Here is a 12,779-nt window from a genome sequence, read left to right on the forward strand (position 1 = left end):
TGGATCAGCGATGAGGCGGGAGACTGCCTGGTGAGGGAGAGGCGTCGCTCGGCCGGTGGCTCGGGATTCAGCTGGCGGGCGAGCGGTTGCCCTTGTCAGAGATACTGCGCGACTTTCCTTCCGACGGTCAGAAAGCGTAGCGGATCGATCGCCTCGCCATTGTGCCGCACTTCATAGTGAAGATGCGGGCCAGTCGAGCGTCCGCTGCTGCCGGTCTTGCCGATGATGGCGCCGGCGTCGACTTTTTCGCCTACCGTCACGTCGATCTCGCTGAGATGTCCGTAGCGCGTGGCAAAACCATTGCCATGGTCGATCTCGACCATACGGCCATAGCCGCCATTCCAGCCGGCCTTGGTGACGACGCCGGGCGCTGTCACCCGCGCCGCCATGCCGATGGGCGCCCTGAAATCCATGCCCGAATGCAGCGCGGCCGTGCCGAGAAGGGGATCGGTGCGCACACCGAACGGGCTGGTGACGGAGTGGCCGGGGGCGGGATTGGCAAGCGGCAGCCGGCGCGCTTCCTTTTTCAGCTGGTCGAGCGTGTCCAGCGCCTCGTCCAGTTCCTTGACCTTGCTGTCGAAGATCATCGACGAGTCGAGCGGGATCAACGGTCCGCCGACATCGCTTTCGTTCTTGCCGAAATCACTGTCGACCGGCAGTCCGGCTGCCTGCAGCGCCTGCTGGATGGCATCCGCGCTCTTGTAGGCATTGTCCGCGAGCGTGCTGATGCGGCTGAGCTGCTCATTCTCGATGGATTTCAGCGACTGGTTGATCGAGACGAACAGCTTGTCGGCACGATCTGCGGCTGAATCGCTGGGCAGCGGATCGGTGCGGGTCGACCACAAGGAGAAGGGCCTGGTGTCGGCGGTCCCGAGGTCGGCGCCCAGGCTGGCAACCGCGTAGGTCTGCGCGGGCTGGTTGATGCTGCCGGTCACCTCGGCGCGCTTGTCCGTCTTGGCGGCCGCGGCCGGATCGTCGGCGGGTACCGGTCCGGCGTCGTTTTCGGCGCGTTGGAGCAGCGGGCCGAGACGGCCATGCCGCTGACTGAGCTGCGTCTGGCGCTGAAGCAGTTCGCTGACCTTGGTTTCCATCAATTGCTGGTCGAGCAGCTGCCTGCTGGTGATGCGGTCGACCTGGGCGCGAAGCGCCGAAATGCGGTCCTCGTAAGCCTGCTGCATCCGCGCCTGGCGTGCGGTGGTGGCGCCGATCAGGTCGTCGCGCAGCACGAGATAGGATGTGGCCAGGAGGTAGCCGATGGCAATGGCGGCGAGTGCTGAACCGATGAATGCCGCCAGCCAGGGGCGGACCGTGAAGTGCCTGATCTCGTTGCCTCGGGCGATGATGACCGTATGTGGTTCCTTGCGCCTGCCGAAGACTGCGGACTGACCGGTTGCGTTCACGGGACCAAGCTTTCGTTTACGACACCACGAGAGCTTGATTACACATTATTAGGGTTAACAAAGGATTGCCCTATCGGCCGCGCGGCGCCGAATGCACGCAGCGCGGACACGAGGTTGCGCGAAAATCTCCAGGACGCGGACCCTATGCCGCGGAATCGTTGGCGATGAACACTCATGTTCCGTCGGGAGCATCCAGTAGCTCGCAGAGCAAGGCTCGGGTTTCTTAACTGTCTTCGATTGCATTTAGTTGACGCTTTTCGAGTAAAGGCGTGTTGGTATTTGGGATTCACCGTGGCGGTAGGAATGCTGGACGATCTGGTTGGCAAGATCCTCGACAAGATTTCGGGCACCAGTCTGCTGGCGACCGGGCTTTTGCTGCTGACGGCCTTTGTCAGCGCCCTCGTGGCCTATTGGCGCACGGTCGAGGAGAAGAGCTGGAAGGAGTTTTTCGAGTTCGTCATCCCGCATGAGGTCATCACCCATCCGTCCGCGAAGGCCGACCTGCTGTTCTGGGTCACGAAGAAGGCCCTGATGCCCTTCCTGATGCTGCCCGCCGGAATCGTCTTCGTCACGGCGGTGGGCTACGGGACCAACTGGCTGTTTTCCACACTGTTCCAGTTCCAGCCGCCTCTGATCGAGGGGCCGGCAGGGCCGGTGACGGTGCTGATCTTCACCGTCAGCATGCTGCTTGCCTACGACATTTCCTATTATCTCTATCACGTCGCCCAGCATCGCTATCCGCTGCTTTGGGAACTGCACAAGGTGCATCACTCGGCCGAGGTGATGGTCGGGATCACCAAGGACCGGGTCCATCCGCTCGACGAGTTGATGAACCGGGCCTGGGACGGCCTCATCGTGGGGCTCTGCTTCGGCATCTGGTCGCTGATTTCGCTGAACCTTGTCGAACTGACCGTTTTTGGCGTCAACGTCTATGTCATGCGCAACATCCTGATGATGGATTTCGTCAGGCACACGCATTTCAAGATCTCGTTCGGCCCGCTCAACAATTTGATCCTGTGTCCTCATTGGCACCAGTTGCATCACAGCACCGATCCGCGCCACTACGACAAGAACTTCGGGCTGCTCTTCTCGTTCTGGGATCGGCTCTTTGGGACATTGTGTGTGCCGAGGCCCGACGAGGACTTCAAGTTCGGGCTGGTTGACCGCGATGTGCGTGACTACCAGTCTCTCGCCGGCCTTTACGTCATGCCGTTGAAGCGGATGTGGGGGCATATCGCCAGGCGCATCCGGCCCGGAAAATCACGCTCACGCACCTCGCGATCCTCGGAAGGGACACGGCCATGAACGCTCCCGTTGTGCTCGCCATCCCGCGGACACGCACCTTCGAAATCGTGACATCGGCGGTGCGCCTGGCCGAGATCGCACCGGCCTGGAGCGCGCTCTGGCAGCGGGCCGGCGGGCTTGTCTTCCAGCACCCGGACTGGATCGCGGCCTGGTGGCGAACCACCCCGCATCAGGAACGGCGCGCGCTCAGGATTGGCCTTGCCTGGAACGGCGACCGGCTCGACGGCGTGATAGCGCTCGCGACCTTCAGGCGCTCCGGCATCCGCATACTCGAATGGGCAGCGAAGGATCACAGTGACTATGGCGACGCGCTGGTTGCACCTGACAGCGACCCGCGGGCGATCTCCCGCCTCTGGCAGCATGTTTTTGACCAGGGCGGCTTCGACCTGATCTATCTCAACCGTCTGCTGCCGGATGCCGGTGTTCATGCCCTGCTGGAACCGGCCCATGGCAAGGCGCTTCGGCCCAACCACCGCACTGAAATCAGCTATCGTGTCGGCGGCTCCTGGCAGCGTGGGGCGGAATGGTTCGAGACGTTGTCCAAGAAGGGCCGGCAGAACTATCGTCGTGGCCGCAAGTTCATGGAAGAAAGCGGCGCATTGCGTTTCCGGCTGCTGGATCCGGATGAGCCGCGCGAACCGGTGCTCGAGCGGGTCGCGACGTTGAAGCGCCTCTGGCTCGCCCGCCATGGTCGCGCCTCGGATCTGTTCGACAAGGGCTCGCCCGTTCTCGCCGCGCTTATTTCGGTGCTGGCCGACCTCGGGCTGTTGCGCATCTTCGTGCTGGAGCTTGACGACAAGATCGTCGCCGTCTCGATCAATTTCGAGCAGCGCGGCACGATGATGGCTTTCGTCACCACCTATGATCCCGAATACGAGCGCGCCTCGCCGGGTATGGTGCTGATGATGGACTATATCCAGTGGTCGTTCGACCGTGGCCTTGCCACGATTGATTTTCTCTGCGGCGGCGAGGATTTCAAGCGGCGCTTCGCCACGCAATCAGTCACGCTGTCGTCGATGATGGGCGCGCGCGGCTTGCGTGGCCATCTTGCCGCGCTGGCCGATCAAGTGAGCCATGCTTCGAAATCCTGGAGGACGCGGCGGCAGCCGAAGGCTGAGGCCCCTGACGAGTAGCGTCCATAATTGTCGATTGCTTTGGTGGGCTTTGGCGACGTTCAGAGCGCGCGAACGGCTTCCAGCACGGCCTCGGCATGGCCCTTGACGCGGACCTTGCGCCAAATCCTGGCGATCCTTCCGTCGCGTCCGATCAGGAACGTCGCGCGCTCGACACCCATGTATTTGCGGCCATACATCGATTTCTCGACCCACAGATGGTAGGCCTCGATCACCTTGCGCTCCTCGTCGGCGGCAAGATCGATGGTGAGATCGTATTTCGACTTGAATTTGTCGTGTTTCTTGGCGCTGTCGGGCGACAGGCCAATGACGACGGCGCCGGCCTTCTCGAATTCCGGCTTCAGCTGTGAGAAGCTGATCGCCTCTTGCGTGCAGCTTGTCGTGTCGTCCTGTGGATAGAAATAGAGCACCACCGGCTTGCCGGCGGATGCCGCCAGGCTGAGCGATCCGCCGCCGTCCCGCGGCAGGTCGAATTGCGGCGCGGGATCGCCTACGTCGAGGTCGGCCATATCGATGCCCTTGTTTGAGGTTACGCGCGAAGCCACACCGATATAGTGTCGAGCGGGGATTCGTCCACGAGCGAATTCGTACAACGGAAGATTGCGTGGATCAGGAGCAACCGCAGCACGAGAAGATCAGGTTCAGGCGGGACGAGATCACCGACCTGGGGGCTTTGCCGTCCGCGTGCCGCGTCCCGCCTCTCGGTCAGGCGGCCATCGGCCGCGGCGTTCGCATCCTTTCACGCCTGTTTGCCGGCCTGGTCGCGTTCATGCTGCTGGTCGCGGTGGCCGTCTATCTCATCGGCCTTTCCGGCATCGGCTCGGACCGGCTGCGCGTCGAGGCGGAGAGCGCCATAGAGAGGCTGGCGGGCGTCGACGTCAATGTCGCGGTCGGGCCCGCGCGCATTACGCTCGACAGTTCGAGCTTCGTCGCCCTCCAGGTGAGCGATGTCAGCCTGAAGACATCAGACGGCAAGCCGATGGCGGATGCCGGTCGTGTGCGCTTTGGCGTGCGTCTGGTGCCGTTGCTATGGGGTGAGGTGCGGCTGACCAGTGCCAGGATCTCCGATGCCCGTGTCGTCATGGCGGCGATGCCGTCCGGCGGCGACTGGACCGCGGCGCTGCGCAACCAGGACGGCCTCGTCGATCCGGAGAAACTGTCGGACGCGGTGTTCGGCAATATCCATCGCGCGCTCGATGCCGTGCGGGAAGATTCGATGCGCCGGATCGATCTCAGCAATGTCGAGTTCGTGCTGCCCGACGCCGGATCGATCAAGCTGGTCAAGATCGCCGACGCCACCGTGGTTCAGTCGGGGCCGGGGGGCATGAAGTTCACCGCCGAGGCGGATGTCGACGGCAGGACAGTCACGGTTGCCGCCGCCGCCATCCGCGATGTCGCGGCGCACCGGGTAACAAGCCTGGATGCCAGCATCAATCTGGCGGATGCCGACGCCACCGCTGCCGGCTCCGGGAAGCTTGGTGCCGTCGCGTTGAAGCTGACGGGATCGGAAGGCTCAGGCGCCACCGCATCACGCCTGGCCGCCGCCCTTTCATCCACCGGCTCGGTGCTCGATCTTGGCGCGCGCGGGCTGCTGCCGGCGGATGCCGATGTCAATGCGACGCTTGTCTACGGCTCCAACAAGATCCAGGTGGACAGGTTGCTGCTGAAAACCGGCCGGTCTTCATTCGATTTCGGCGGCTCGATCGGGCCAAAACCGGCAACCGGGGTAGCGGGTGAGGAACCCTCGTACCGTTACGATCTGACCAGCGACGGTTCGACCTTGGCACCGTCGGAATCGCCTGAACCCGCATTGATCTTCCTGGCGCGGATTGCCGGCGTCTACCAGCCGCAAAGCCGTAAACTGGTGGCCGAGCAGATCGCGGTTCGGTCCTCTGGTTCCGGCGAGGTGCTTGGTACCTCAACAGTGGAATTCGTTGACGGCAAGGCTCCCGGGATCAATCTGGCGCTCAGCGTCCATGACATGCCGGTCTCGCACGTCAAACAGCTTTGGCCATGGTTTTCGGCGCGTAATGCGCGGCTCTGGGTGCTGAACAATTTGTTCGGCGGCCGCGTGGTCGACGCCAATCTCCAATTCCAGGTGGTGCCGGACCGCCTCGGCAATGGGGTACCGCTTTCCGCCGACGAGGTCTTCGGCCGCTTCCAGATCGAGGGGGCGCGCTTCGACACGGCCGGGCGCATTCCGCCGATCCGCGACGCGGTGGGCGTCGTCGGATTCCACGGCAACGACGTCGACATTTCATTGTCCTCGGGCACCGTCTTCATGCCCAGTGGCCGCGTGGTTGCGGCCAGCAACGGGACATTGACCGTCAAGGCGGCCAACCGCCCGCCGGTCATCGGCGCTCTCGATATCGACGTTGCCGGCGATGCGTCCGCTGTCGCCGAACTTGCATCCTATGAACCGATCAATGCCATGCGCCATGTCGGCCTTCTGCCGGAGGATCTTTCCGGCAGCGTTACCGGCCACGTCAAGGCGGACATTCCGCTGCAGTCGGGCGTCGATACCGCGAAGCTCGATTGGCTGGTGTCGCTCGACTATACCGGCCTGTCCTTGGCCAAGCCGTTCGAGGGACAGGCCGTAACCAATGCCGATGGCTCGATCACCGTCGACCCGCAAAAGGCTGTCATTTCGGCTAAGGCATCGCTGAATGGCATTCCGGCCGAACTCGATCTGGTCGAGCCGCTGGCCGATGACGGGCCGGCGCGCAGCCGCAAGGTAGCCCTGGTGCTCGACGACAAGATCCGCGCCGCCGCCATGCCCGGCCTGACGCCGCTGCTTGGCGGAACGGTGAAGGTCGCGATCGACAAGAGCGGCAACGGCAACCAGAACGTCTCGGCCGACCTGACCAACGCCAGGCTGGACATTCCCTGGGCCGGCTGGAGCAAGGGGGCGGGGGTTCCCGCCAGCGCCACATTCGTCATGACCAAGTCCGGCGACACCACGACGCTGTCCGACTTCGAGCTCGACGGCAAGACGTTCTCCGTCGACGGCAGTATCGTGCTGGTCAACGGCGCCTTGTCTTCGGCCAAGTTCAGCAAGGTCACCTTGAACAGGGGCGACGACGTGGCTGTTTCGGTCAAGCGATCGGGCAAGGGCTACGCGGTCGACATCAATGGCAGTGCGCTCGACGCTCGTTCGCTCATCAAGCAATTTACGTCCGATGTGGACACCGCAACGAAGACGACGGGAACAGACGACATTTCCGTCAGCGCCGATGTCAATCAGCTGACCGGTTTCCACGATGAGCAACTGTCCAACCTGAAGCTCGACTACAGTGCGGCCGGTTCAAGGGTGAACGGACTGAAGGTGAGCGCGACGGCGAGTTCCGGCGCCGCCATCGCCATCAGCAACACCACCGGCGACGGCAGACGCTCGCTCAACGTGCAGTCGGCGGACGCCGGCGCCATCCTGCGGTTCCTCAACATTTATGAGCACATGGAAGGCGGCGCGATCACATTGGCCCTGTCGGGAGCCAGCGATGGACCGATGAAGGGCAAGGTCGACACCAGCAACTTTTTCGTCGTCAACGAACCCAAACTCGCCTCCATCGTCTCGACCACGCCGGCCGGCGATAGCCGCAGCCTCAACCAGGCGGTGAAGGGCAAGCTCGACACGTCGCGAGTGAAGTTCGAACGGGGTTACGCCGAGATCGACAAGGGTAGCGGCTACCTGAAGCTGACCAATGGCGTGCTGCGTGGCCCGCGCATCGGCACGACGTTCCAGGGCATCCTCTACGACCAGAACAACAATATGGACATGACCGGCACCTTCATGCCGGTCTACGGCCTCAACCGTATTTTCGGCGAACTGCCCATCGTCGGCGCGCTTCTGGGCAATGGCCGCGACCGCGGCCTGATCGGCGTCACCTACCGGCTCAGGGGCAATGCCAACAAGCCGGTGCTCGACGTCAATCCGCTGTCGGTGATCGCGCCGGGCATATTCAGGTCGATCTTCGAGTACCGGTGAGGGTCCTCAGGCCGGCCGCACCAGGATGTGCTTTTTCCTGCCCAATGAAAGCTTCACGACATTTTCCGGACTCAAATCCTGAAGCGTGACCAGTCGACGGTCGTCGCTTACCGGCTGGTCGTTCAGGCGCACGGCGCCACCCTGGACGTGCCGCCTTGCCTCGCCATTGGACGATGCCAGCCCCGCGCTGACCAATAGCGACAGGATGCCGACGCCGGATTCGAGCGCGGCCCTGTCCGTCTCGACCGTGGGCAACGTGTCGGCGAGAGCGCCTTCCTCGAAGGTCTTGCGCGCCGTCTCGCTGGCCTGTTCGGCGGCCGCGCGGCCGTGCAGATGGGCGGTGATCTCCGTTGCGAGGATCTTCTTCGCCTCGTTGATCTCGGAGCCACCCAGCCGCTCGAGCCGTGCAACCTCGTCCAGCGGCAGCGTGGTGTAGAGCTTCAGGAAACGGCCAACGTCGGCATCCTCGGTGTTGCGCCAGTACTGCCAGAATTCGTAGGGGCTCAACATCTCTGGATCGAGCCAGACCGCGCCCGAGGCGGACTTGCCCATCTTGGCGCCGGACGAGGTGGTGAGCAGCGGCGTGGTCAGTGCGTAGAGTTGCGCATCCTCCATGCGGCGGCCGAGATCGATGCCGTTGATGATGTTGCCCCATTGGTCGGAGCCGCCCATCTGCAGACGGCAGCCAAGGCGCTTGTAGAGTTCGACGAAATCATAGGCCTGCAGGATCATGTAGTTGAATTCAAGGAACGACAGCGATTGCTCGCGGTCGAGCCGCAACTTGACGGAATCGAAAGCGAGCATCCGGTTGACCGAAAAATGCCGACCGACATCACGCAGGAAATTGACGTAGTTGATCTCCATCAGCCAGTCGGCATTGTTGACCATGACCGCGTCGTTCGGACCGCTGCCGAATTTGAGGTAGGGCATGAAGTTGCGGCGGATACCGGCCAGGTTGTCGTCGATGTCCTGGGGCGTCAAAAGTTTGCGCGCCTCGTCCTTGAAGGACGGGTCGCCGATCATCGAGGTGCCGCCACCCATCAGCGCGATCGGCCGGTGTCCGGTCTGCTGCAGCCAGTGCAGCATCATGATCTGGATCAGCGAGCCGGCATGCAGGCTCTTGGCCGTGGCGTCGAAGCCGATATAGGCCGTCACGGTTTCCTTGGCGAAGATAGCGTCGAGGCCGGCATCATCCGAGGTCTGGTGGATGAAGCCGCGCTCGCTCATCGTGCGCAGGAAATCGGATTTGAAGGCAGGCATGTTTTCTTTCCCGAAAGCGTACGCCCGGTCCGTCGCGGGCATATGTGAACGCGCGCGTTTAGCACTCAAGTCGCATCAGCAAAAGTGGAATCCGGTTTTGCGCCGGATCGCGCGCCAACCAAGAGTTCGCGATCAGCAAAGGCGGAACCTGGTCTTGCTGCCCGCGGATGGCAATTGCGAATCCTTGCCTCATTCATGCCGCTGGCGTAATGAGGCGCCGCGCAAGGGCAGCGCCAGCACGCCGCGACGGGGTCGTCCCGCAGATCAGATCCGGAAAGCTCCCGCGATGAACAGAAACTACCTCTTCCTCTTTCTGTTCAGCTTGCTAATGAGTTTCAGCGGCTTGGCGAGCCTTCCGCCGATCGACCGCGACGAATCCCGTTTTGTCCAGGCGACCAAGCAGATGGTCGAAACTGGCGATTATATCGACATTCGCTTCCAGGATGTCTCACGCTACAAGAAGCCGATCGGCATCTACTGGCTACAATCGGCAGCTGTCGCATTGAGCGGCGAGGGCGCGGCCGCGCCGATCTGGGTGTACCGCCTTGTCTCGATGCTCGGAATCGCGCTCGCTGTTCTAGGCATCGCCTGGACGGGCACAAAAATGTTCGGCGCCAATGCCGGCCTTGCCGCCGGCCTGATGATGGCGGCGATTTTCGCGACCGCCTTCGAGGGACGCGACGCCAAAACCGACGCCATGCTTCTGGCCTGCTGCGTGGCCGCGCAGGGCGCGCTGGCGCAGGTCTATCTGGCGGCGCGCCGCAACGAGCCGGTGGCGGGCCATCTGCCGTGGATATTCTGGTTCGCGCAAGGCGTGGGGATCCTCATCAAGGGGCCCGTGGCTCCGCTCCTGTCGCTGCTGACGGCGGCGGCCCTGTTTGCTTTCGAACGCGACTGGCGCTGGCTTTTGAAGCTGAAATTCGTGCGCGGCGTGGCGCTGGTATTGCTCATCGTGCTGCCCTGGGTCGCTTTTATCGGCTGGAAGAGCGGCGGCGCTTTTTTCCAGGAAGCCGTTGGCAAGGATATGCTGAACAAGGTCGCTTCGGGCGAGGAATCGCACGGCCTGCCACCGGGTTTCTACATGCTGACCTATTCGCTGTTCATGTGGCCGTTCGGCCTGATCGCGGTCGGCGCCGGGCTGCAGGCCCTCAATCGGGTGCGTGACGATTTCAGGCTGCGCTTTTGCCTGGCATGGTACATTCCGTTCTGGCTCGTGTTCGAACTCATCCCGACCAAGCTGCCGCACTACGTCCTGCCGGCCTATCCCGGCATGGCGCTGCTGATCGGCTGGCTGCTGACATTGCAGCCGCAGGACGCCAATGCGCCGCTCAGACGCTGGCAGCAGTGGCTGTGGTGGTCGACCGCGTTCGGTCTGGTGGTGGTCAGCCTCGGCTTGGCGGCGGTCTGCATCGGGGCACCGATCTACCTTACGCACAGTTTCTCGTGGTGGAGCATCCCGGCGGCAGCGTCAGCGCTTTGCGCCGGCTACCTCGCCTTCTCACGGCAGTTGCAGGTGCCGCTGCCCCGTATCGGCGCCACCGCCGCCTGTGCGGGCATCACCTATGCCTTGCTGTTCGGCGTCATCGCCCCGTCCCTGAAGCCGATCTGGCTGAGCCCGGCGATCAAGGAAGCGGTGCGCGCCAACAAACCTTGCGACACGACCGTGCTGGCCTCGGCGCGCTATCAGGAGCCTAGCCTGGTGTTCCTGGTCGGCACGAAAACGGTGCTGACCGATGTCGGTGGCGTGGCGGAGCATCTGCTCGCCGATCCTGCTTGCTCCTTGGGCCTGGTGCCGATCGGTGACGAACAGAAATTGAATGGCATGCTGTCCGTGCAAGGCAAGTCGGCCAACCGCGTTGCCGAAGTCGACGGCCTCAACTACTCATCGGGAGACAAACTGTCGCTCGGTCTTTATCGTGTGAGCCAATGACTTCGATGATGGCGTCGTGTTCCCAATGCTCGTGAAATCGCGCCCACCCGTTTCCAGCTCGCTCCTCGGGATAGGACGCCGATCCTTCGGCAATTTTCGCGACACCCTGCAACTGGCAAGACGACGCCTTGCCGTTCGCCCCGCTCGCTATCCCAACATCTCATGGTGGCCGTGGGGCCTGGTCTGGGTCTTTCTGACGGCAGCAGCCTTTGTTCGTCTCGATACTCCGGCGGGGGTGGCGCATGGTCAATGGTCGCCCGATGTGGCCAGGCTTGCCGAGTTCTTCACGCAGTTCGGGCTGGGCGGCTGGTATCTTATTCCGTCCGCGCTCCTGCTTGTCGCGGCCAACCTGACGGATTGGCGAAGCCTTTCGCGGCGCGCGCTGATGCTGGTCTACAGTTGGACCTGTCTGGCTTTCCTGGTGCTGAGCTCCGTCGGCCTGTCCGGCCTCACCGTCAATGTCCTGAAATATGCCATTGGCAGGGCCCGCCCGCTCTACTTCCAGGATTTTGGCGTCCTTGCGCTGCACCCGTTTGCCTTCGATGCGCGCTTTGCCGGCTTTCCCTCCGGCCATGCCACGACGATGGGCGCCGTGTTCGGTATCCTGCTGCTTCTGTTTCCGCGGCGTTGGTACATCGCTTTGGTGGTCACGGCCTGCATCGCCTCGACCAGGGTCTTCGTCGGCGCGCACTATCCGAGCGACACCGTTGCCGGCTTCGGCCTCGGCTGCGCCTTCGCGCTGGCGTGCGGACTGGTCTTTGCCAGGCTCGGCTTCATCTTCCGGCCGGCGCCTTCAGGATTGCCGGTCCGCAAAACATCGTTCCGACTTATTGCCCCGGAAAAATAGGTCGGTGCCGGATAATCCGCGCCGCGGCAGCCTTACGTCGAGGAGGCGGGCATTGCCCGCCCGCCCTTAGCCCGGCGAATACGGATCGCCCGATGTCTTACCTCAGCCGCTTCGGTCGCGGATCGGACAATTCACCGGCCAGCCGGCGATCGAGATAGTCGGCGCATTCCTCGATCAGCACATCGGCGTCGTTGGCGAAGAAATGGTTGGCGCCGGGCAGGGTCTTCTGCGTGATGGTGATGCCCTTTTGCGTGTGCAGCTTGTCGACCAGGCCTTGCACGTCCTTCGGCGGCGCCACCTTGTCGGCATCGCCATGGATGATCAGGCCCGAGGACGGGCAGGGCGCCAGGAACGAGAAATCATAGGTGTTGGGCTGCGGCGCGATCGAGATGAAGCCTTCGATCTCGGGCCGGCGCATCAGGAGCTGCATGCCGATCCAGGATCCGAAGGAGTAGCCGGCCACCCAGCAGCTCTTGGAATCCGGATGCAGCGACTGCACCCAGTCCAACGCCGCCGCTGCGTCCGACAACTCGCCGGTGCCATGGTCGAATTCGCCCTGGCTGCGGCCGATGCCGCGGAAATTGAAGCGCAGCGTGGTGAAGTCACGCTTCTGGAACATGTAGAAGAGGTCATAGACGATCTTGTTGTTCATCGTGCCGCCGAACTGCGGATGCGGATGCAACACGATGGCAATCGGCGCGCTCTTTTCCTTCGAGGGCTGGTAGCGTCCCTCCAGACGGCCGGCAGGACCGGTGAAAATGACCTCAGGCATGAAATACTCCACGTGACATATACAAGTGCGCGGCGCCCGGAACACTCTTCCTCTGGCTCCGCTTCCACAGACCTTGACGCAGGGCGAGCGTCTTCCTAGAAGCTAGTTTAGAATTGTTCAAAACTGGGTGGCCGAAACGCAATCGCC

The 12,779-nt window shown here is 62.8% G+C and carries 9 protein-coding genes; 5 read left to right on the forward strand and 4 right to left on the reverse strand.

Features of this window, described 5'->3' with window-relative positions; genetic code table 11:
- Window positions 1-95: 95 nt before the first annotated feature.
- Complete coding sequence (locus EN850_RS03170; protein ID WP_136090621.1) at window positions 96-1,400, reverse strand: M23 family metallopeptidase; 1,305 nt, start codon at window positions 1,398-1,400, stop codon at window positions 96-98.
- 303 nt (window positions 1,401-1,703) lie between these two features.
- Here EN850_RS03170 and EN850_RS03175 point away from each other — a divergent pair, with 303 nt between their 5' ends.
- Both EN850_RS03175 and EN850_RS03180 read left to right on the forward strand, forming a co-directional pair.
- The gene (locus tag EN850_RS03175; protein ID WP_127280699.1) at window positions 1,704-2,705 is read left to right on the forward strand and encodes a sterol desaturase family protein; all 1,002 of its coding nucleotides are present in this window, start codon (window positions 1,704-1,706) and stop codon (window positions 2,703-2,705) included.
- Window positions 2,702-3,838, forward strand: coding sequence for a GNAT family N-acetyltransferase (locus EN850_RS03180; protein ID WP_135880170.1), 1,137 nt, complete (start codon window positions 2,702-2,704; stop codon window positions 3,836-3,838). The genes EN850_RS03175 and EN850_RS03180 overlap by 4 nt, the downstream gene beginning before the upstream one ends.
- Window positions 3,839-3,879: 41 nt before the next feature.
- On the opposite strand, the gene EN850_RS03185 is transcribed toward EN850_RS03180, so the two are convergent.
- Entirely contained in the window at window positions 3,880-4,347 is a 468-nt protein-coding gene (locus EN850_RS03185) for a peroxiredoxin (protein WP_127869574.1), read from the reverse strand.
- A gap of 95 nt (window positions 4,348-4,442) precedes the next feature.
- Here EN850_RS03185 and EN850_RS03190 point away from each other — a divergent pair, with 95 nt between their 5' ends.
- Entirely contained in the window at window positions 4,443-7,823 is a 3,381-nt protein-coding gene (locus EN850_RS03190; protein ID WP_136090622.1) for a DUF3971 domain-containing protein, read from the forward strand.
- 6 nt (window positions 7,824-7,829) lie between these two features.
- Here EN850_RS03190 and tyrS read toward each other — a convergent pair whose 3' ends face one another.
- Window positions 7,830-9,083 (reverse strand): tyrosine--tRNA ligase, encoded by a 1,254-nt coding sequence (gene tyrS, locus EN850_RS03195; RefSeq protein ID WP_136090623.1) that lies wholly within the window; start codon window positions 9,081-9,083, stop codon window positions 7,830-7,832.
- Between the two features lie 286 nt (window positions 9,084-9,369).
- On the opposite strand from tyrS, the gene EN850_RS03200 reads away from it, so the two are divergent.
- Window positions 9,370-11,013 carry a glycosyltransferase family 39 protein gene (locus EN850_RS03200; protein ID WP_136090624.1) on the forward strand — a complete coding sequence of 548 codons (1,644 nt, stop codon included), beginning with the start codon at window positions 9,370-9,372 and terminating at the stop codon, window positions 11,011-11,013.
- 25 nt (window positions 11,014-11,038) lie between these two features.
- Complete coding sequence (locus EN850_RS03205; protein WP_135864131.1) at window positions 11,039-11,860, forward strand: phosphatase PAP2 family protein; 822 nt, start codon at window positions 11,039-11,041, stop codon at window positions 11,858-11,860.
- 97 nt (window positions 11,861-11,957) lie between these two features.
- Here the strand turns inward: EN850_RS03205 and EN850_RS03210 are convergent, their stop codons facing one another.
- The gene (locus EN850_RS03210; protein WP_027028091.1) at window positions 11,958-12,632 is read right to left on the reverse strand and encodes an alpha/beta hydrolase; all 675 of its coding nucleotides are present in this window, start codon (window positions 12,630-12,632) and stop codon (window positions 11,958-11,960) included.
- Window positions 12,633-12,779 lie beyond the last annotated feature (147 nt).

Source organism: Mesorhizobium sp. M8A.F.Ca.ET.207.01.1.1 (assembly GCF_004794715.1).
In the GTDB taxonomy this organism is placed as follows: Bacteria; Pseudomonadota; Alphaproteobacteria; order Rhizobiales; family Rhizobiaceae; genus Mesorhizobium.

Excerpts from the sequence above, each read along its gene's own strand:
- EN850_RS03175 (WP_127280699.1), top strand. The coding sequence starts at position 1,704 with ATGCTGGACGATCTGGTTGGCAAGATCCTCGACAAGATTTCGGGCACC.
- EN850_RS03180 (WP_135880170.1), top strand. The coding sequence starts at position 2,702 with ATGAACGCTCCCGTTGTGCTCGCCATCCCGCGGACACGCACCTTCGAA.
- EN850_RS03185 (WP_127869574.1), bottom strand. The coding sequence starts at position 4,347 with ATGGCCGACCTCGACGTAGGCGATCCCGCGCCGCAATTCGACCTGCCG.
- tyrS (WP_136090623.1), bottom strand. The coding sequence starts at position 9,083 with ATGCCTGCCTTCAAATCCGATTTCCTGCGCACGATGAGCGAGCGCGGC.
- EN850_RS03200 (WP_136090624.1), top strand. The coding sequence starts at position 9,370 with ATGAACAGAAACTACCTCTTCCTCTTTCTGTTCAGCTTGCTAATGAGT.
- EN850_RS03205 (WP_135864131.1), top strand. The coding sequence starts at position 11,039 with ATGCTCGTGAAATCGCGCCCACCCGTTTCCAGCTCGCTCCTCGGGATA.
- EN850_RS03210 (WP_027028091.1), bottom strand. The coding sequence starts at position 12,632 with ATGCCTGAGGTCATTTTCACCGGTCCTGCCGGCCGTCTGGAGGGACGC.